The sequence below is a fragment of the Pseudomonas antarctica genome, from assembly GCF_001647715.1.
Taxonomy (GTDB): Bacteria; Pseudomonadota; Gammaproteobacteria; order Pseudomonadales; family Pseudomonadaceae; genus Aquipseudomonas; species Aquipseudomonas antarctica_A.
The window spans coordinates 1,934,580-1,951,813 of sequence record NZ_CP015600.1; the positions used below are offsets into that span (position 1 = coordinate 1,934,580).

A 17,234-nucleotide genomic window follows, 5' to 3' on the forward strand; every position below is an offset into this window, starting at 1 on the left:
TGCGATGGCATCAACTCGGTATGTCAGATACACCGCGGTGATGCCATCGCAGGCAAGCCAGCTCCCACTTAAACCCGGTTCCACCGTTTGATTTGTGCTGTGTCAGGTTTTACTGCGCATCAAACGCCTGCCCATTGATGCCCGCACTGTCCGGCCCCATCAGGTACAGGTACACCGGCATGATCTCTTCCGGCGCCGGCCTTTCCATCGGGTTTTCACCGGGGTACGCCTGGGCGCGCATGCTGGTGCGTGTTCCGCCCGGGTTGATACTGTTGGAGCGCACCGCCGCCACGTCCTCCAGCTCGTCGGCCAGGGTTTGCATCAGGCCTTCAGTGGCAAACTTCGACACGCCATAAGCGCCCCAGTACGCCCGGCCCTTGCGCCCGACGCTGCTGGAGGTGAACACCACCGACGCATCCTGGGACAGCTTGAGCAGCGGCAGCAACGTGCTGGTCAGCATGAACATCGCGTTGACGTTGACGTGCATCACTCGCATGAAATTCTCACCGGACAACTGCTCGATCGGTGTGCGTGGGCCGATGATCGAGGCGTTGTGCAGCAGGCCGTCGAGGCGGCCGAATTCTTTTTCGATCATCGCCGCCAGCTCATCGTACTGATGGGGCAGGGCGGTCTCCAGGTTGAACGGAATCACCACCGGTTGCGGTTGGCCGGCGGCTTCGATCGCGTCGTACACCTCGGCCAGGTTGGCTTCGGTCTTGCCCAGCAACAGCACGGTGGCGCCATGGGCGGCGTAGGTTTTTGCCGCCGCCGCGCCAATCCCGCGACCGGCGCCGGTCACCAGGATCACCCGGCCTTTGAGCAGTTCTGGACGTGCGCAGTAATCAAACATAAATAGCCTCGACAGAGTTCAGTAGGTTTACAAACACTGAACCAAGAACAGTACACAAATCCTAATGTGGGAGGGGGCTTGCTCCCGATTGCAGAGTGTCAGGCACTGTATCAATCACTGACCTACCGCTATCGGGAGCAAGCCCCCTCCCACATCGGGTCTTCATAGGTCAGCAGGACCGGTGAGCAATCAGCAACTGCACAGTGCATTATCCAGCACCTTGCGCAGTTCCAGCGGGTGATCCACCACCACATCGGCGCCCCAGTTGCGTGGGTTGTCATCGGGGTGGATGTAGCCGAACGTGACCGCCGCAGTGCGGGTGCCGGCGTCACGGCCGGACTCGATATCGCGCAGGTCATCGCCCACAAACAACACGCTGGCCGGGTCCAGGTTGAGCATCTTGCACGCCAGGATCAGCGGCTCCGGGTCCGGCTTGCTGTTCTTCACGTGGTCCGGGCAGATCAGCAGCGCCGAGCGCTCGGCCAGGCCCAACTGCTGCATGATCGGCTCGGCAAAGCGCAGCGGTTTGTTGGTGACCACGCCCCAGACCAGCTTGGATTTTTCGATGTCTTGCAGCAACTCGGCCATGCCGTCGAACAGTTTGCTGTGGATTGCGCAGCCCTTGAGATAGCGCTCCAGGAACTCCAGGCGCAGTTCTTCAAAGCCAGGGGATTCGGGGTCCATCGAGAAGGTCACGGCGACCATCGCCCGCGCACCGCCGGAGATTTCATCGCGGATGTGCTGGTCGTTGATCGGCGCCAGGCCGCGGTCGGCGCGCATGGCCTGGCAGATCGCGATGAAGTCCGGCGCGGTGTCCAGCAAAGTACCGTCCATATCGAAGAGAACCGCTCGCAACTTCACAGGCTTACTCCTCGCGCAGAGTCTGGATCATGTAGTTGACGTCCACGTCACTGGCCAGCTTGTAGTGCTTGGTCAGCGGGTTGTAGGTCAGGCCGATGATGTCTTTGACGGTCAGCCCGGCCTGACGGCTCCAGGCACCCAGCTCGGACGGACGGATGAATTTCTTGAAGTCGTGGGTGCCACGCGGCAGCAACTTCATGATGTATTCGGCGCCGATGATCGCGAACAGGTAGGCCTTGGGGTTGCGGTTGATGGTGGAGAAGAACACCTGGCCGCCCGGCTTGACCATGCGGAAGCACGCGCGAATGACCGAGGACGGGTCCGGTACGTGCTCGAGCATCTCAAGGCAGGTGATCACGTCGAACTGCTCGGGCATTTCCTCGGCCAGGGCTTCGGCGGTGATCTGGCGGTATTCCACGCTCACGCCGGATTCCAGTTGGTGCAACTGGGCCACGGCGAGCGGGGCTTCGCCCATGTCGATGCCCATGACGGTGGCGCCGCGCTGGGCCATCGCTTCGCTGAGGATGCCGCCGCCGCAACCGACGTCGAGCACCTTCTTGCCGGCCAGGTTGACGCGTTCGTCAATCCAGTTGACCCGCAGCGGGTTGATGTCGTGCAGGGGTTTGAACTCGCTTTCGCGGTCCCACCAGCGGTGGGCCAGGGCTTCGAATTTAGCGATTTCGGCGTGGTCGACGTTGCTCATGATAAATCCTCTAAATCTGATAAATCGGTTTGCAGGTGTTGAAGCTTAGGTTCAAACCCTGCGTTATTCGCTGTGCCCGCTGATCCGTTGGCCCCAGGCAATGGCCGTGGCGGTCAACTGTGGTTCATCCATGCGGGTCAATTGCCGGTCGTCGAGCAACTGCTTGCCGGCGACCCAAAGGTGTTTCACACAATCGCGTCCGGTGGCATATATAAGCTGTGAGACCGGATCGTAGATCGGTTGTTGCGCCAGCCCCGAAAGATCAAAGGCCACGATATCGGCAGCCTTGCCGACCTCCAGCGAGCCAATCTCGCCCTCCAGGCCCATGGCCCGAGCACCGTTGAGTGTGGCCATACGCAGGGCGCGGTGGGCATCCAGCGCGGTGGCCGAGCCGGCGACCGCCTTGGCCAGCATCGCAGCGGTACGGGTTTCGCCCAGCAAATCCAGGTCATTGTTGCTGGCGGCGCCGTCGGTGCCGATCGCCACATTCACGCCAGCCTGCCACAGACGCTCCACCGGGCAAAAGCCGCTGGCCAGTTTCAGGTTCGATTCCGGGCAATGGATGACGCTGGTGTTGCTTTCTACCAGCAAAGCCAGGTCATCCTCGCTGATTTGGGTCATGTGTACGGCCTGGAAGCGCGGGCCGAGCAGGCCGAGGCGACCCAGGCGCGCCAGTGGGCGTTCACCGGTCTGCTCGACGGCCTGCTGCACTTCGAAGGCGGTTTCGTGCACGTGCATATGAATGGACGCGTCGAGTTCTTCGGCGATCACCCGGATTTTTTCCAGGTTCTCATCGCATACGGTGTAAGGCGCGTGGGGCCCGAAGGTGATCTTGATGCGCGGGTGGTGCTTGAGGTCGCCGAACAGTTCTACGCCCTGGCGAATGGCCTCGTCGGCACTGCTGGCGCCGGGAATCGGGAAGTCGAGGATCGGAATCGCGATTTGTGCACGCATACCGCTGTTGTGCACGCAGTCGCTGGCGACCTTGGGGTAGAAATACATGTCGGAAAAACAGGTGATGCCGCCTTTGAGTTGCTCGGCGATGGCCAGGTCGGTGCCGTCGCGCACGAAGGCTTCGTCGACCCATTTGGCCTCGGCGGGCCAGATGTGCTTTTCCAGCCAGGTCATCAGCGGCAGGTCGTCGGCCAGGCCGCGAAACAGGCTCATTGCCGCGTGGCCGTGGGCATTGATCAAACCGGGGCTGAGCAACATGTCCGGCAGCTCGCGCACCTCGCTAGCCGCCAGCTTCAAGGCCGCAGCCCGCGGCCCGATAAAGGCGATGCGCCCGTCGCGGATGCCCAGGCCATGTTCCTTGAGCACCACGCCGGCAGGTTCGACAGGTACCAGCCAGGTGGGCAGCAGCAACAGGTCGAGCGGGGCGGCAGTGGAGGTCATCGCAGGCTTCTTCCCGGGCAGCTATAAAAGAAGGGCGAAGTATACCCGAGCGTCCTGGCTGGCGGATCGCTATAATCCGCGGCTTTTGTTCATGAGTGCGGGGTAAGGGATGCGCGACCGACTGTTAGCTGCGGAGAAAGTGAAGGCCATCGATTGGCGTGATGGCGCACTGCACCTGCTCGATCAGCGTGCCTTGCCGTCCCGGGAAACCTGGGTTGTCTGCGCCACTGCAGCTGAAGTGGCCGACGCCATTCGTACCATGGTGGTGCGTGGAGCGCCTGCGATCGGTATCAGCGCCGCCTATGGTCTGGTGCTCGCCGCGCGTGAGCGGATCGCCGAAGGTGGCGACTGGCAGGCAGCGTGGGAAGAAGACTACGCATTACTGGCTGATACTCGTCCGACGGCGTCGAACCTGTTCTGGGCCTTGAAGCGCATGCGTGATCGGCTGGACCGCGTGAAGAAGCCCGCCGACGCGCTGGTCGTGCTGGAAGCCGAAGCCATCGCGATCCATGAAAGCGACCGGGAAGCCAACCTCGTCATGGCCCAATTGGGCCTCGAGCGGATTCGCAAGCATCAGGGCAATGCTCAGGCGATCCTGACCCATGGCAATGCGGGCGCCTTGGCCACCGGCGGTGTCGGCACTGCTCTTGGGGTGATTCGTGCGGCTTTCCTGGAGGGTTTGGTCGAGCATGTCTACGTCAATGAAACCCGCCCCTGGCTGCAAGGTTCGCGGCTGACGGCGTGGGAGTTGGCGGCAGACGGTATTGCGGTCACGGTGAATGCTGACTCGGCCGGCGCGCATATCCTCAAGACCAAAGGCGTGACCTGGGTGATTGTCGGCGCCGACTGCATTGCGGCCAACGGTGATGTGGTCGGCAAGATCGGCACTTATCAGCTGGCCGTCTGCGCCATGCACCATGGCGTGCGCTTCATGGTGGTGGCGCCAAGCTCGACACTCGATTTGATGATGGCCACTGGCGATGACGTCGCCCTGGAAGAGCGTGATCCCGGCGAGTTGCTGGATGTTATGGGGCAGCGATTGGATGTGGCTGCCCTTAATCCCGTGTTCGACGTCACCCCGGCCGATCTGATTGATGTGATAGTGACCGAAAAAGGCATTGTCGAGCGGCCGGATACGGCGAAGTTGGCCAAGTTGATGTGCCGTAAGCGGCTGCATTAAAGGCTTTGCTGTCTGTGGTGTCGCTATCACCGGCAAGCCAGTTTCCGCCTTTGACAGGTGGGCACATCCAAAATGTGGGAGCGGGCTTGCCCGCGATTGGCCTTGAAAGTCAATAAACCCCTCGGATCTGCACCGGAAAAATAGCACCACCCTATCTCTGAGCCCCTCTCGTCGCCCTCAAGCCTGTCATCCGTCAACTTACTATGCTCCATGCGCGTCTGGGGGATAGGTGCGTGGCGGCGATTGTGATAACATCCGGCGGTTTCCAGGGCTGCCCCGAGGGGTGGCCTATAACGTGCAGATCCGTGTCATAACTCGTTGATTTGTCGTAAGTCGTTGTCAGGCACTCTGCCGGCAGCGGCGAGCTTCGTTCGTCCCATAGGATGTGACGAGGTTTCACCCGAAAAAGGAATCAGGCTTCTCATGGGCGAACTGGCCAAAGAAATCCTCCCGGTCAATATCGAAGACGAGCTGAAACAGTCCTACCTCGACTACGCGATGAGCGTAATTGTCGGTCGGGCACTGCCTGATGCGCGCGATGGCTTGAAGCCCGTGCACCGGCGTGTGCTGTTCGCGATGAGCGAGCTGGGTAACGACTGGAACAAGCCGTACAAGAAATCTGCCCGTGTTGTCGGTGACGTGATCGGTAAGTATCACCCTCACGGCGACACTGCGGTGTACGACACCATCGTTCGGATGGCCCAGCCGTTTTCCCTGCGCTACCTGCTGGTAGACGGCCAGGGCAACTTCGGTTCGGTCGACGGCGACAACGCTGCGGCCATGCGATACACCGAAGTGCGCATGACCAAGCTGGCGCACGAGCTGCTGGCCGACCTGCATAAAGAAACCGTGGACTGGGTGCCGAACTACGACGGCACCGAAATGATCCCGGCGGTCATGCCAACCCGTATTCCGAACCTGCTGGTCAACGGCTCCAGCGGTATCGCCGTGGGCATGGCCACCAACATTCCGCCGCACAACCTCGGTGAAGTCATCGACGGTTGCCTGGCCCTCATCGACAACCCTGAGTTGACCGTCGATGAGCTGATGCAATACATCCCCGGCCCGGACTTCCCGACCGCCGCGATCATTAACGGTCGCGCCGGTATCATCGAAGCCTACCGTACCGGTCGCGGCCGTATTTACATGCGCGCCCGCTCGATGATCGAAGACATCGACAAGGTCGGTGGCCGTCAGCAGATCGTCATCACCGAACTTCCTTACCAGCTGAACAAGGCGCGTCTGATCGAGAAGATCGCCGAGCTGGTTAAAGAGAAGAAGCTGGAAGGCATCACCGAACTGCGTGACGAGTCCGACAAAGACGGTATGCGCGTGGTGATCGAGCTGCGTCGTGGCGAAGTGCCTGAGGTGATTCTCAACAACCTCTACGCCCAGACCCAGCTGCAAAGCGTGTTTGGTATCAACGTGGTTGCACTGATCGACGGCCGCCCGCGCATCCTGAACCTCAAGGATCTGCTGGAAGCCTTCGTGCGTCACCGCCGCGAAGTCGTGACCCGCCGTACCGTGTTCGAACTGCGCAAGGCCCGCGAGCGCGGCCACATCCTGGAAGGCCAGGCGGTTGCACTGTCGAACATCGACCCGGTTATCGCACTGATCAAGGCTTCGCCGACCCCGTCGGAAGCGAAAGAAGCACTGATCAAGATGCCGTGGGAATCCAGCGCCGTGGTTGCGATGGTTGAACGTGCCGGTGCCGACTCGTGCCGTCCGGAGACCCTCGACCCGCAATACGGTCTGCGCGAAGGCAAGTACTTCCTGTCGCCGGAACAGGCCCAGGCCATTCTGGAACTGCGTTTGCACCGCCTGACCGGCCTGGAGCACGAGAAGCTGCTGGCCGAGTACCAGGAGATCCTCAACCAGATCGGCGAGCTGATCCGCATCCTCAACAGCGCCGTGCGCCTGATGGAAGTGATCCGCGAAGAACTGGAAGTGATCCGCGCCGAATACGGCGACGTGCGCCGCACTGAAATCCTGGATGCCCGTCTCGACCTGACCCTGGGTGACATGATCCCGGAAGAAGAGCGCGTCGTGACCATCTCCCACGGTGGCTACGCCAAGACCCAGCCTTTGGCTGCGTACCAGGCCCAGCGTCGTGGTGGTAAAGGCAAATCGGCTACTGGCGTTAAGGATGAGGACTACATCGCTCACCTGCTGGTCGCCAACAGCCACACCACGCTGCTGCTGTTCTCCAGCAAAGGCAAAGTGTACTGGCTGAAAACCTACGAAATCCCGGAGGCCTCGCGTGCCGCCCGTGGTCGTCCATTGGTCAACCTGCTGCCGCTGGACAGTGATGAATACATCACCACCATGCTGCCGGTCGATGAGTACACCGAAGGTCACTTCATCTTCATGGCCACCGCCAAAGGCACCGTGAAGAAGACCCCGCTGGAATCCTTCAGCCGTCAACGCAGCGTGGGCCTGATCGCCCTGGAGCTGGACGAAGGCGACGTGTTGATTTCTGCCGCTATCACCGATGGCGAGCGTGAAGTCATGCTGTTCTCCGACGGCGGCAAAGTGACGCGCTTCAAGGAATCCGACGTTCGCGCCATGGGCCGTACTGCCCGCGGTGTACGCGGCATGCGTCTGCCGGAAGGGCAGAAGCTGATTTCGATGCTGATCCCGGAAGAAGGCAGCCAGATCCTCACCGCTTCGGCGCGTGGTTATGGCAAGCGCACCGCCATCAGCGAGTTCCCGGAGTACAAGCGTGGCGGCCAAGGCGTTATCGCCATGGTCAGCAACGATCGCAACGGCCGTCTGGTCGGTGCGGTCCAGGTGCTCGATGGCGAGGAGATCATGCTGATTTCCGACCAGGGCACTCTGGTGCGTACGCGCGTGGCTGAAGTGTCGAGCCTGGGGCGTAACACCCAGGGCGTGACGCTGATCAAGCTGGCCAGCGACGAAACCCTGGTAGGCCTGGAACGTGTCCAGGAGCCATCGGAAGTCGAGGGCGAAGAGCTGGAAGGCGAGGAAGGGATTGCACTCGAGGGGCAAGTGATCGGCGATGCCGATGACGGCGTCGACGAGCCAACCCTCGACGCTGCCGCAGACGAAGAAGAACCGCAGGAATAAGCGGACACACAGGGGGCGGATGAAGATTCGCCCCCTTGTTGTTTGTCCGGCCGGAAATATCGACAGCCATGGAGATCTAGTGTGGGAGCGGGCTTGCTCGCGAAAGCGGACTGACATTCACCAGAGATGTCGCCTGTTAGATCGCTTTCGCGAGCAAGCCCGCTCCCACATTGGATCGGGTGTCGGCTGATATGTTTGTGTGACTACCACCAGATCAGAGTGAGATTGGATGTGAGCAAGAGAGCCTATAACTTCTGTGCCGGTCCCGCGGCGCTTCCTGAAGCAGTCCTGCAGCGCGCGCAGGGTGAACTCCTCGACTGGCATGGAAAAGGCCTCTCCGTGATGGAAATGAGCCATCGCAGCGATGAGTTCGTGTCCATTGCCACCAAGGCCGAGCAGGATCTGCGCGACTTGCTGGACATCCCCTCCAACTACAAAGTGTTGTTCCTGCAAGGCGGGGCAAGCCAGCAGTTTGCCCAACTGCCGCTGAACCTGCTGCCGGAAGGCGGCACTGCCGACTATATCGACACCGGTATCTGGGGCCAGAAGGCCATTGAAGAGGCCTCCCGTTACGGTCATGTCAATGTGGCGGGCACCGCCAAGCCTTACGACTACTTCGCCATTCCGGGTCAGAACGAGTGGAAGTTGTCGAAGGATGCGGCCTACGTTCACTACGTAGCGAACGAAACCATCGGCGGCCTGGAATTCGACTGGGTGCCTGAAGTGGGTGACGTTCCGTTGGTGTGCGACATGTCCTCGGACATTCTCTCGCGCCCGATCGATGTGTCCCAATACGGCATGATCTACGCCGGTGCGCAGAAGAACATCGGCCCGAGCGGTATCCTGGTCAACATCATCCGTGAAGACCTGCTGGGTCGTGCGCGCTCGCTGTGTCCGACCATGCTCAACTACAAGGTCGCGGCCGATAACGGTTCGATGTACAACACCCCGCCAGCGTTTGCATGGTATCTCTCGGGCCTGGTGTTCGAGTGGCTGAAAGAGCAGGGCGGCGTGGCTGCCATGGGCAAGCTTAACGAAGAGAAGAAGCGCACGCTGTACGACTTCATCGACGCCAGCGGCCTGTACAGCAACCCGATCAACCTGACCGACCGCTCGTGGATGAACGTACCGTTCCGCCTGGCTGACGACCGTCTGGACAAGCCATTCCTGGCCGGTGCCGATGCGCGCGGCTTGCTGAACCTCAAGGGCCACCGTTCGGTAGGTGGCATGCGCGCCTCCATCTACAACGCTGTCGATATCAACGCCATCAAGGCGCTGATTTCCTACATGGCAGAGTTCGAAAAGGAACACGGCTAATGTCTGAGCAAGAACTCAAGGCCCTGCGCGTACGCATTGACAGCCTGGATGAGAAAGTCCTGGAGCTGATCAGTGAGCGCGCGCGGTGCGCCCAGGAAGTAGCACGGGTAAAAATGGCCTCACTGGCTGAAGGCGAAGTGCCGGTGTTCTACCGGCCTGAGCGCGAAGCCCAGGTGCTCAAGCGCGTAATGGAGCGCAACCAGGGCCCGCTGGGCAACGAGGAGATGGCGCGGTTGTTCCGTGAAATCATGTCGTCGTGCCTGGCGCTGGAGCAGCCGCTGAAAGTGGCGTATCTCGGCCCTGAAGGCACCTTCACCCAAGCGGCGGCCATGAAGCACTTCGGCCACGCCGTGATCAGCAAGCCAATGGCAGCGATCGACGAAGTGTTTCGTGAAGTGGCGGCCGGTGCGGTGAATTTTGGCGTGGTGCCGGTGGAAAACTCCACCGAAGGCGCAGTCAACCACACGCTGGACAGCTTCCTTGAGCACGACATGGTGATCTGCGGCGAAGTCGAGTTGCGCATCCACCACCACTTGCTGGTGGGCGAGAACACCAAGACCGACAGCATCAGCCGGATCTATTCCCACGCTCAATCGCTGGCTCAATGCCGTAAGTGGCTGGACGCGCATTACCCGAATGTCGAGCGCGTGGCGGTGTCCAGCAACGCCGAAGCGGCCAAGCGGGTCAAGGGTGAGTGGAATTCGGCGGCGATTGCCGGCGATATGGCCGCTGGCCTGTATGGCCTGACGCGCCTGGCCGAGAAAATCGAGGATCGCCCGGACAACTCCACGCGTTTCCTGATGATCGGCAGCCAGGAAGTGCCGCCGACCGGCGACGACAAGACTTCGATCATCGTCTCCATGAGCAACAAGCCCGGTGCGCTGCATGAGCTGCTGGTGCCGTTCCACGATAACGGGATTGACCTGACGCGAATCGAGACACGCCCTTCGCGCAGCGGTAAATGGACGTATGTGTTCTTTATCGACTTCGTCGGCCACCACCGCGACCCACTGGTTAAAGGTGTGCTGGAGAAAATCAGTCAGGAAGCCGTGGCACTCAAGGTGCTGGGCTCTTACCCGAAAGCGGTTTTGTGAGGCTTTAACATGAGTGGCAACTTCCTCGCCCTGGCTCAGCCGGGCGTGCAACAACTGTCGCCTTACGTGCCGGGCAAGCCTGTGGACGAGCTGGCGCGTGAGTTGAACCTGGACCCGTCCAGGATCGTAAAGCTGGCCAGTAACGAAAACCCGTTGGGCCCGAGCCCAAAGGTGTTGGCGGCGATTCATGAGGCGTTGGCCGAGCTGACCCGCTACCCGGACGGCAATGGTTTTGCCCTCAAGTCCCTGCTGGCCGAAAACTGCCGGGTTGAGCTGAACCAGGTGACCCTGGGTAACGGCTCCAACGACATTCTTGAGCTGGTCGGCCGCGCCTATCTGGCGCCTGGCCTGAACGCGGTGTTCAGCGAGCACGCGTTCGCCGTCTATCCGATCGTAACGCAGGCGGTCGGTGCCGACGCGCGTGTTATTCCTGCCAAGGACTGGGGGCATGACCTGCCGGCCATGCTGGCGGCCATCGACGCGCAAACCCGCGTGGTGTTTATCGCCAACCCGAACAACCCGACCGGTACCTGGTTCGACGCTCAGGCGCTGAACGACTTCCTGCAAGACGTGCCGGAGCATGTGCTGGTGGTGCTGGACGAGGCCTACATCGAGTACGCCGAAGGCAGCGACCTGCCGGATGGCCTGGATTTCCTGGCCGCTTACCCCAACCTGCTGGTGTCGCGCACTTTCTCCAAGGCCTATGGCCTGGCGTCGTTGCGGGTCGGTTACGGCTTGTCCACCGCGGTGGTGGCCGACGTGCTGAACCGCGTGCGCCAACCGTTCAACGTCAACAGCCTTGCCCTGGCGGCGGCCTGTGCGGCGGTGAAGGATGCCGAGTACCTCGAAGAAAGTCGTCGCATCAATGAAACCGGCATGCTGCAACTGCAGGAAGGTTTCCGTGAGCTGGGGCTGGGCTGGATCCCTTCCAAGGGCAACTTCATTTGCGTCGACCTTGGCCAAGTGGCCGCGCCTGTGTTCCAGGGCCTGCTGCGCGAAGGCGTGATCGTGCGCCCGGTGGCCAACTACGGCATGCCGAACCACCTGCGTATCACCATTGGCTTGCCGGCAGAAAACGCCCGCTTCCTGGAGGCGTTGGCCAAGGTTCTGGCTCGTGGTTGATGTCACTGCATTGCAACCTGCTGTGCCTATGATCGGTCGCCTGGTGGTGGTCGGTCTGGGGTTGATTGGTGGCTCCTTCGCCAAAGGCCTGCGTGAAAGCGGGTTGTGTGGCGAAGTGGTCGGTGTTGACCTGGACCCGCAATCGCGCAAGCTGGCGGTTGAGTTGGGCGTGGTGGATCGCTGTGAAGCTGACCTGGCTGTCGCTTGCCAGGGGGCTGATGTGATCCAGCTCGCCGTGCCAATTCTGGCGATGGAAAAGTTGCTGGCCTTGCTGGCCGATATGGACTTGGGGCAGGCGATCCTGACGGACGTCGGCAGTGCCAAGGGCAATGTGGTGCGCGCTGCGCACCTGGCCTTTGGCGGCATGCCTGCGCGCTTTGTACCGGGCCATCCGATTGCCGGCTCCGAGCAGAGCGGGGTGGAAGCCTCCAATGCGCAGCTGTTCCGTCGCCATAAGGTGATCCTGACGCCGCTTGAGCAAACCGATCCGGCCGCGTTGGCTGTGGTGGATCGTCTTTGGCGCGAGCTGGGTGCGGATGTCGAGCATATGCAGGTCGAGCGCCACGACGAAGTGCTGGCGGCGACCAGCCATTTGCCGCATTTACTGGCGTTTGGTTTGGTGGATTCCCTGGCCAAACGTAACGAGAACCTCGACATTTTCCGCTACGCCGCCGGTGGCTTCCGTGATTTCACGCGGATTGCCGGCAGCGACCCGGTGATGTGGCACGACATCTTCCTCGCCAATCGCGAAGCGGTGTTGCGCACGCTGGACACCTTCCGCAGTGACCTCGATGCCTTGCGCGACGCGGTCGATGCCGGGGATGGCCATCAATTGTTGGGCGTATTCACTCGGGCGCGGGTGGCACGCGAGCATTTCAGCAAGATCCTGGCTCGCCGGGCTTATATGGAAACTGCAGTGAACGCCGATGAGCTGAACTTTCTCGCCAACCCGGGCGGCCGCTTGAGCGGGAAAATCCGGGTGCCAGGCGACAAGTCGATCTCGCATCGCTCGATCATGCTGGGTTCGTTGGCCGATGGCGTGACCGAGATCGAAGGTTTCCTCGAAGGTGAGGATGCGCTCGCGACGTTGCAGGCATTTAGGGACATGGGTGTCGTGATTGAAGGGCCCCACCACGGGCGCGTGACCATTCATGGCGTAGGCCTGCATGGCCTGAAGCCTGCGCCGGGGCCGATCTACCTGGGTAACTCCGGGACGTCGATGCGCCTGTTGTCCGGCTTGCTGGCGGCGCAAAGCTTCGACAGTGTCCTGACGGGTGACGCTTCGCTGTCCAAGCGCCCGATGAGTCGCGTGGCCGACCCGTTGCGGGAGATGGGGGCAGTGATCGAAACCGGACCTCTGGGGCGTCCGCCGTTGACTATTCGCGGTGGTCAGGCCTTGAAAGGGTTTACTTATGCGCTGCCGATGGCCAGTGCTCAGGTTAAATCCTGTCTGTTGCTTGCCGGGTTGTATGCCGAGGGTAAAACGTCGGTGATCGAGCCTGCGCCGACCCGTGACCACACTGAGCGAATGCTGCGGGGTTTCGGCTACCCGGTGGTGGTGGAGGGGGCGATGGCGTCGGTGGAATCTGGCCATGCGCTGACGGCTACGCATATAGAGGTGCCAGGGGATATTTCCTCTTCGGCATTCTTCCTGGTAGCGGCGTCGATTGCCGAAGGCTCCGAATTGCTGCTGGAGCATGTCGGTATCAACCCGACGCGTACCGGGGTAATCGATATTCTGCGGTTGATGGGGGCGGACATCGCCCTGGAAAACCTGCGGGAAGTTGGCGGTGAGCCGGTGGCTGACCTGCGGGTGCGTGCCGCTGCGCTAAAGGGGATCGAAATTCCCGAAGCGTTGGTGCCGTTGGCTATTGATGAGTTCCCGGTGCTGTTTGTTGCCGCCGCCTGTGCTGAGGGGCGCACGGTATTGCGCGGTGCCCAGGAGCTTCGGGTCAAAGAGTCTGACCGTATTCAGGTCATGGCCGACGGTCTGCTGGCATTGGGCGTGAAGTGTGAACCGACGCCTGATGGGATTATCATTGATGGTGGCCTGCTGGGCGGCGGTGAAGTGCTTGCCCATGGTGATCACCGGATTGCCATGGCATTCAGCGTGGCTTCCCTGCGGGCGACCGCACCGATTCGTATCCGTGACTGTGCCAACGTAGCTACATCTTTTCCGAATTTTCTTACACTGTGTGCCCAAGTCGGCATCCGTGTTGCCCAAGAGGCTCAATTGTGAATATCAAAGCACCGGTGATTACCATCGACGGGCCGAGCGGCTCGGGCAAAGGCACGATCGCCGGCATCCTGGCCAAGCGCCTGGGCTGGTGCCTGCTGGATTCCGGCGCGCTGTACCGCCTGCTGGCATTTGCCGCACGCAACCATGGCGTCGACCTGACCAACGAAGAATCCTTGAAGTTGCTGGCGGCGCATCTTGATGTGCAGTTCGTCGGCGCGACGGAAGGTCATCCCCAGCGCATTATCCTGGAAGGGGATGATGTGACGGATGACCTGCGTAACGAACAAGTCGGCTCCTGGGCTTCCCAGGTTGCCGCGCTGCCGGCCGTGCGTGACGCGTTGCTGCAGCGCCAGCGGGCTTTTCAGGAGCCGCCGGGCCTGGTGGCCGATGGCCGCGATATGGGCACCGTCGTGTTTCCGGATGCGCCGTTGAAGATTTTCCTGACCGCCAGCGCCGAGGAGCGGGCTCGCCGCCGTTACTTGCAGTTGAAGGGCAAAGTCGATGGTGTTAGTCTGTCGAGTCTGCTAGATGAGATCCGTGCACGCGATGAGCGTGATACCCAGCGTGCGGTAGCCCCGCTCAAGCCGGCGGCTGACGCCATACAGCTGGATTCCACGGAGTTGTCCATCGAGCAGGTGCTGGAACGCATCTTGAGTGAAATCGCCATTCGCGATATCGCCGGGTGACCAAGAAGGCTGCAGGGGACCAGTCATAGTCCTGCGGTGCTTCTTCTAATTGAAACTAACCCACACCGTCTGGGGTGTGGAGATGGGCGTATTCTTCGCCCTTATCAACAGGAATTAAAATGAGCGAAAGCTTTGCGGAACTCTTTGAAGAAAGCCTAAAAACCCTGAACCTTCAGGCAGGCTCCATCATCACCGGTGTTATCGTTGATATCGATTACCAAGCTCGCTGGGTAACCGTTCACGCTGGTCTGAAGTCTGAAGCTCTGATCCCGCTGGAACAGTTCTACAACGATGCTGGCGACCTGACTATCAATGTCGGTGACGAAGTTCACGTTGCTCTGGACTCGGTTGAAGACGGTTTCGGTGAAACCAAGCTGTCCCGTGAAAAAGCCAAGCGCGCTGAATGCTGGATTGTTCTCGAAGCAGCCTTCGCAGCTGAAGAAGTGGTCAAGGGCGTTATCAACGGTAAGGTTAAAGGCGGCTTCACTGTCGACGTTAACGGCATCCGTGCGTTCCTGCCAGGTTCTTTGGTCGACGTTCGTCCAGTGCGCGACACCACGCACCTGGAAGGCAAAGAACTCGAATTCAAGGTCATCAAGCTCGACCAGAAGCGCAACAACGTTGTCGTTTCCCGTCGCAGCGTCCTGGAAGCAGAGAACTCCGCCGAGCGTGAAGCTCTGCTGGAATCCCTGCAGGAAGGCCAACAAGTCAAAGGTATCGTCAAGAACCTCACCGATTACGGCGCATTCGTCGATCTGGGTGGCGTCGATGGCCTGCTGCACATTACCGACATGGCTTGGAAGCGTATCAAGCATCCTTCCGAAATCGTCAACGTTGGCGACGAGATCGATGTCAAGGTTCTGAAGTACGATCGTGAGCGTAACCGCGTTTCCCTGGGCTTGAAGCAGCTGGGCGAAGATCCATGGGTTGCTATCAAAGCGCGTTACCCAGAAAGCACTCGCGTAACCGCGCGTGTTACCAACCTGACCGACTACGGCTGCTTCGCTGAGCTGGAAGAAGGCGTGGAAGGCCTGGTACACGTTTCCGAAATGGACTGGACCAACAAAAACATCCACCCTTCGAAAGTCGTACAAGTCGGCGACGAAGTGGAAGTTATGGTTCTGGACATCGACGAAGAGCGTCGTCGTATCTCCCTGGGCATCAAGCAGTGCAAATCTAACCCATGGGAAGATTTCTCTGGCCAGTTCAACAAGGGCGATAAAATCTCCGGCACCATCAAGTCGATCACCGATTTCGGTATCTTCATTGGTCTGGACGGCGGCATCGACGGCCTGGTTCACCTGTCCGACATCTCCTGGAACGAAGTTGGCGAAGAAGCTGTTCGTCGTTTCAAGAAGGGCGACGAGCTGGACACCGTTATCCTGTCGGTTGACCCAGAGCGCGAGCGCATCTCCCTGGGTATCAAGCAACTGGAAAGCGATCCGTTCTCCGAGTACGTTCAAGAGAACGACAAAGGCGCAATCGTTAAGGGCACAGTGAAAGAAGTTGACGCTAAAGGCGCCATCATCACTCTGGCCGACGATATCGAAGCGACTCTGAAAGCCTCCGAAATCAGCCGTGACCGCGTTGAAGACGCGCGTAACGTTCTGAAAGAAGGCCAGGAAGTAGAAGCCAAGATCATCAGCGTTGACCGCAAGAGCCGCGTAATCCAGCTCTCCATCAAGTCGAAAGACGAGATCGAAGAGAAAGAAGCCATTCAGAGCCTGCGCGACAAGCCAGCCTCGTCTGAGCCTTCTGCTGGTCCTACCACTCTGGGCGACCTGCTGCGTGCACAGATGGAAAAACAGAACTAAGTTCTGTCCGACCATTAAAAAGGGCGACTTCGGTCGCCCTTTTTTGTGCCTGAAATTCGTTGAATCAACAATTGAGAACCAAGGTGCGTAGCCGGGTGTCAGAACTGACTATAGTTCTTCATAAAAGCGCTACAGCGTTGTTGTTTCAATAAGGATTTAAATGAACAGGGTTATCATTTTTTTCGCAGTGTTAATGCTTGCTGGTTGCTCCGCCACCAGCGCCAAAACCCACGCCAAGCGCGGCGTTAGTGGCATTGAGATCGACTGCTCGGGCCTTGGCAGCAATTGGGATAAGTGCGAGAAGCGCGCTGCTCGGGAATGCAAGATGCAGGGCTACAAGGTCGTCACGCGATCCAGTGATGCCAAGGACGAAGAGGGCGACTACCTGTTCGGCTGGAACCCCGCTGGTGCAGTTACTCGCACCATGCTGGTGATCTGCAATTGAGGCTGCGAGGCACGTGTTGCGGGTGTTTGCCCATGCTGCAGATAAGTTGCTGGGTGGGCTGTTCAAATTCATCGAGTCATGCTAAAACCTTCGAAGCGCTTTTCCTAGCTGCTTGAAAAAGAAGGGAAAAATATGACGAAGTCGGAGTTGATCGAACGAATTGTCACCCATCAAGGGCTGCTTTCATCCAAGGATGTAGAGCTGGCTATCAAGACTATGCTCGAACAGATGTCCCAGTGTCTGGCTACCGGAGATCGAATTGAGATCCGTGGGTTTGGTAGCTTCTCCTTGCACTACCGCGCACCGCGTGTAGGTCGTAACCCGAAGACCGGGCAATCCGTCAGCCTCGACGGTAAGTTTGTGCCTCACTTCAAGCCGGGCAAGGAGTTGCGCGATCGTGTGAACGAAGACGAGGAAGAAGGCGTCTGAGTCTTTTTGACG

Annotated in this window: 14 protein-coding genes; 10 read left to right on the forward strand and 4 right to left on the reverse strand. The window is 59.9% G+C overall.

All coding sequences use genetic code 11. The features are described from left to right. Positions 1 to 109 precede the first annotated feature (109 nt). The 4 genes from A7J50_RS08955 to A7J50_RS08970 form a co-directional block, all read right to left on the reverse strand. Positions 110 to 850, reverse strand: a complete 741-nt coding sequence (locus tag A7J50_RS08955) for a YciK family oxidoreductase (protein WP_064451480.1) — start codon at positions 848 to 850, stop codon at positions 110 to 112. A 189-nt stretch (positions 851 to 1,039) separates the two neighbouring features. Then, positions 1,040 to 1,711, reverse strand: a complete 672-nt coding sequence (mupP, locus tag A7J50_RS08960) for an N-acetylmuramic acid 6-phosphate phosphatase MupP (RefSeq protein ID WP_064451481.1) — start codon at positions 1,709 to 1,711, stop codon at positions 1,040 to 1,042. Between the two features lie 4 nt (positions 1,712 to 1,715). After that, positions 1,716 to 2,414 (reverse strand): bifunctional 2-polyprenyl-6-hydroxyphenol methylase/3-demethylubiquinol 3-O-methyltransferase UbiG, encoded by a 699-nt coding sequence (ubiG, locus tag A7J50_RS08965; RefSeq protein ID WP_064451482.1) that lies wholly within the window; start codon positions 2,412 to 2,414, stop codon positions 1,716 to 1,718. Positions 2,415 to 2,477: 63 nt separating this feature from the next. After that, entirely contained in the window at positions 2,478 to 3,809 is a 1,332-nt protein-coding gene (locus tag A7J50_RS08970) for a TRZ/ATZ family hydrolase (protein WP_064451483.1), read from the reverse strand. 109 nt (positions 3,810 to 3,918) lie between these two features. Between A7J50_RS08970 and mtnA the strand changes: the two genes are divergently transcribed. From mtnA to ihfB, 10 genes are all read left to right on the forward strand, one after another. Continuing rightward, positions 3,919 to 4,989, forward strand: a complete 1,071-nt coding sequence (gene mtnA / locus A7J50_RS08975; RefSeq protein WP_064451484.1) for an S-methyl-5-thioribose-1-phosphate isomerase — start codon at positions 3,919 to 3,921, stop codon at positions 4,987 to 4,989. Between the two features lie 423 nt (positions 4,990 to 5,412). Further along, positions 5,413 to 8,076, forward strand: a complete 2,664-nt coding sequence (gene gyrA / locus A7J50_RS08980) for a DNA gyrase subunit A (RefSeq protein WP_064451485.1) — start codon at positions 5,413 to 5,415, stop codon at positions 8,074 to 8,076. Positions 8,077 to 8,307: 231 nt separating this feature from the next. Continuing rightward, on the forward strand, positions 8,308 to 9,393 hold the full coding sequence (serC, locus tag A7J50_RS08985; protein ID WP_064451486.1) for a 3-phosphoserine/phosphohydroxythreonine transaminase: 1,086 nt from the start codon (positions 8,308 to 8,310) through the stop codon (positions 9,391 to 9,393). After that, entirely contained in the window at positions 9,393 to 10,487 is a 1,095-nt protein-coding gene (pheA, locus tag A7J50_RS08990; protein ID WP_064451487.1) for a prephenate dehydratase, read from the forward strand. Before serC ends, pheA begins: the two co-directional genes overlap by 1 nt. 9 nt (positions 10,488 to 10,496) lie before the next feature. Next, the gene (gene hisC / locus A7J50_RS08995) at positions 10,497 to 11,609 is read left to right on the forward strand and encodes a histidinol-phosphate transaminase (RefSeq protein ID WP_064451488.1); all 1,113 of its coding nucleotides are present in this window, start codon (positions 10,497 to 10,499) and stop codon (positions 11,607 to 11,609) included. 28 nt (positions 11,610 to 11,637) lie between these two features. Then, on the forward strand, positions 11,638 to 13,848 hold the full coding sequence (locus tag A7J50_RS09000) for a bifunctional prephenate dehydrogenase/3-phosphoshikimate 1-carboxyvinyltransferase (protein ID WP_064454881.1): 2,211 nt from the start codon (positions 11,638 to 11,640) through the stop codon (positions 13,846 to 13,848). Beyond that, a complete protein-coding gene (gene cmk, locus A7J50_RS09005; RefSeq protein WP_016971485.1) occupies positions 13,845 to 14,534 on the forward strand; it encodes a (d)CMP kinase in 690 nt (229 codons plus the stop codon). The genes A7J50_RS09000 and cmk overlap by 4 nt, the downstream gene beginning before the upstream one ends. 119 nt (positions 14,535 to 14,653) lie before the next feature. Then, positions 14,654 to 16,348 (forward strand): 30S ribosomal protein S1, encoded by a 1,695-nt coding sequence (gene rpsA, locus A7J50_RS09010; RefSeq protein ID WP_064451489.1) that lies wholly within the window; start codon positions 14,654 to 14,656, stop codon positions 16,346 to 16,348. A 160-nt stretch (positions 16,349 to 16,508) separates the two neighbouring features. Then, the gene (locus A7J50_RS09015; RefSeq protein ID WP_064451490.1) at positions 16,509 to 16,793 is read left to right on the forward strand and encodes a hypothetical protein; all 285 of its coding nucleotides are present in this window, start codon (positions 16,509 to 16,511) and stop codon (positions 16,791 to 16,793) included. A 132-nt stretch (positions 16,794 to 16,925) separates the two neighbouring features. Further along, entirely contained in the window at positions 16,926 to 17,222 is a 297-nt protein-coding gene (gene ihfB, locus A7J50_RS09020; protein WP_003218804.1) for an integration host factor subunit beta, read from the forward strand. The last annotated feature ends 12 nt before the right edge of the window (positions 17,223 to 17,234 follow it).

Excerpts from the sequence above, each read along its gene's own strand:
- pheA (WP_064451487.1), top strand. The coding sequence starts at position 9,393 with ATGTCTGAGCAAGAACTCAAGGCCCTGCGCGTACGCATTGACAGCCTG.
- A7J50_RS09015 (WP_064451490.1), top strand. The coding sequence starts at position 16,509 with ATGAACAGGGTTATCATTTTTTTCGCAGTGTTAATGCTTGCTGGTTGC.
- hisC (WP_064451488.1), top strand. The coding sequence starts at position 10,497 with ATGAGTGGCAACTTCCTCGCCCTGGCTCAGCCGGGCGTGCAACAACTG.
- ihfB (WP_003218804.1), top strand. The coding sequence starts at position 16,926 with ATGACGAAGTCGGAGTTGATCGAACGAATTGTCACCCATCAAGGGCTG.
- ubiG (WP_064451482.1), bottom strand. The coding sequence starts at position 2,414 with ATGAGCAACGTCGACCACGCCGAAATCGCTAAATTCGAAGCCCTGGCC.
- mtnA (WP_064451484.1), top strand. The coding sequence starts at position 3,919 with ATGCGCGACCGACTGTTAGCTGCGGAGAAAGTGAAGGCCATCGATTGG.
- A7J50_RS09000 (WP_064454881.1), top strand. The coding sequence starts at position 11,638 with ATGATCGGTCGCCTGGTGGTGGTCGGTCTGGGGTTGATTGGTGGCTCC.
- A7J50_RS08970 (WP_064451483.1), bottom strand. The coding sequence starts at position 3,809 with ATGACCTCCACTGCCGCCCCGCTCGACCTGTTGCTGCTGCCCACCTGG.
- A7J50_RS08955 (WP_064451480.1), bottom strand. The coding sequence starts at position 850 with ATGTTTGATTACTGCGCACGTCCAGAACTGCTCAAAGGCCGGGTGATC.
- rpsA (WP_064451489.1), top strand. The coding sequence starts at position 14,654 with ATGAGCGAAAGCTTTGCGGAACTCTTTGAAGAAAGCCTAAAAACCCTG.
- gyrA (WP_064451485.1), top strand. The coding sequence starts at position 5,413 with ATGGGCGAACTGGCCAAAGAAATCCTCCCGGTCAATATCGAAGACGAG.